This is a genomic window from Bacillus sp. P4_D3 (assembly GCF_056401855.1).
Map to the genome: position 1 here is coordinate 1 of NZ_JBFUIN010000469.1, position 2472 is coordinate 2472.

General features: G+C 33.2%; 1 protein-coding gene and 1 pseudogene. Both read right to left on the minus strand.

The genetic code is table 11. From position 1 onward, the window contains the following. Positions 1-77 precede the first annotated feature (77 nt). Entirely contained in the window at positions 78-1397 is a 1320-nt protein-coding gene (locus tag AC1DTM_RS22860) for an aromatic amino acid transport family protein (protein WP_002110964.1), read from the minus strand. 146 nt (positions 1398-1543) lie between these two features. Further along, a pseudogene (locus AC1DTM_RS22865) lies at positions 1544-1701 on the minus strand (L-serine ammonia-lyase, iron-sulfur-dependent, subunit alpha); the annotation flags it as partial. Positions 1702-2472: the final 771 nt, after the last annotated feature.

The window sequence follows — 2472 nt, forward strand, 5'->3', positions numbered from 1 at the left end:
AGATTTATCTTATCCATAATCTCTTTCATTCTTTTTTCAAATCCCACTATTTTAGCACTTGAACTAACAATAGCGAATTAGAATAATGACTTAATACTTGCTAGGACAGTAAGTATACCTACAATAATGACAAATACATTGCTCATTTTCCCTCTGTATTTAGCCAGTACTGGTACTTTACGAATCGCATACATTGGTAATAGACATAAGATCGCAGCAACTAACGGACCGCTAAGGGCATCAATGATTCCAAGAATACTTGGATTTGCATAAGCAACATACCAACATGTTAATACGACAAAAGCAAGAATCATTGTCTTAACTGTTTTTTCTTCGATAGCTTTTCCGCGTGTTTTACCAAACTTGATAATTACGTCACGCATTACCTCATATGCCCCTATATAATGGCCAAGGAAAGACTTWGTWATAGCCACAAAAGCAATGATAGGAGCTGCAATAGTGATTACTGGTGAATTAAGCTCATTAGCAAGATACGATAGAATTGATAAGTTTTGTTCTTTAGCCATCATAAGATCTTTTGGAGTTAAACTCAGTGCACTACTCCAAACAAAGAACATAACTACTACGAATGTCATAATATAACAAACTTTTTGTATTTGAGCACATTTGGCATCAGTAGCTTCTATTCCATAGGTAGCTCTCTGTTTTATAACAAATGACGAAATCAGAGGAGAATGATTAAATGAGAATACTATGATTGGTAGTATCATCAATATCACTCCAAAATACCCTGTCCCTGTTGAAGCAGTAGAAACACTTGAAAAACTGAGCATTGACGTATTCCACTGTGGAATTAAAGATATTGAGATAAAAAGTAAAGACACGATAAAAGGATATACTAGCATGCTCATTATCTTTACAATGATATCTTGACCAAAATTTAGTATAGCTATAAGGCCGAGCACTAATACAAGAGATAAAATGGCCCTTGGAGGCTCCGGCATGTGCAATTGATGCACGATAAAACTACTTGCAGTATTTGTAAGTGCAACCGAATACATCAGCACGATCGTATAAATTGAAACGAAATATACTATGTTAAAAATGATACTTGCCTTATTTCCAAAATACTCTCTTATTGTACCTGTRATCCCCTCATCAGCAGAATTAGAAGCGTATATCATTTTAGCAAGTGCCCTATGTGAGTAATACATAACAGGAAATGCAAGTATCGTAATTAACAGTAATGATAATAAACCACCTGAACCTGCATTAATAGGTAAAAAGAGTACTCCTGCTCCAATTGCTGTTCCAAAAAGGCTCAATGCCCAGGTAGTATCTTGTTTATGCCACTTTTTAGGATCTAGATATTCCTCATTTTTCACTGCAGTATTTTCAGCTTGAAATTCTATTTTTTTTGCAGTATTCCCATTCATATAACAAATCCCCCTTGTATCCTATTCTTACGTCTCTTTTTAGGCTTAAGAATATAGACCATTCTTAAAAATGAATCGCTTACTTGATGCACCATATTGTAAACGATTCCACCTAAAGCTGTCTCTCTTAATGTGCGAGGCATTTATCCTCCAACCCTATACTTCGTCAGCATTGATGATATTGTTTACACCAGCTAATACGATGTCCGCTGCTACTAAACTATTTTGAAGAAATTCTCCTTCTGGTCACACACCTTTCTGCAATTAATCGTTTCAGTCTGTCCAATTTTAAAATATTTGATATTTTCTCCGTAGGTAATCGGTTACCTCTCGACGCCCTCATTATAACGTTTATATTTGCGAGTCTAATTTTTTTTTATTTTTAGAAAGACAGAATAAACAGAATTATGAATAGATAATAAATTACAATTGGCATGTAGCAATTGTGTCTATTTTTTGAAGCTGTATTAGTTAGCAAAAAGGAGAAAATAATACAGATATCCTTTTTGTTAAAACGTTGACTATATTGGGAACTCATTATAAAGATAGTTATATTCCCTTTTGCTGAAACATCTTATTTTAGACGCGAAAACTGTTATAATAAATAATCATTGTAGATGTAAAGGAATAAATTAAGAAAACATAAAATCATCTGACCGAATAATTATAACCAATATCGAATCAATATTCATTTTTCAGAAAAAAGGAACTTCTTTATCAAGGAGCCACCAAATCTTCTATAATGATTGACATGTTACGCCTTTCAAAAGAATAACACCATAAGTTTCCATTTACTATATGTAATATTTATTAAGTGTAGTTTTTTCTAAATATGCATAATTTCATATTTAGAAAAAGATAGTATACTGTCGTATTGTGTAATAAATATATAGCCCACCTACGGAAATAGGTGGGCTTTTCATGTATAAAAAAGGCATCCTAAGGTGTTTTCTTTTTTCTTAAAGGACCTGCTCAATTAATGCGTAAAATCATAAAGTAATGGGAACCCGTTAAAATACATGAGTGACCTTGAATTTCCCCTCTTACTCAAAGGAGAGATTTATATGGGATTTGG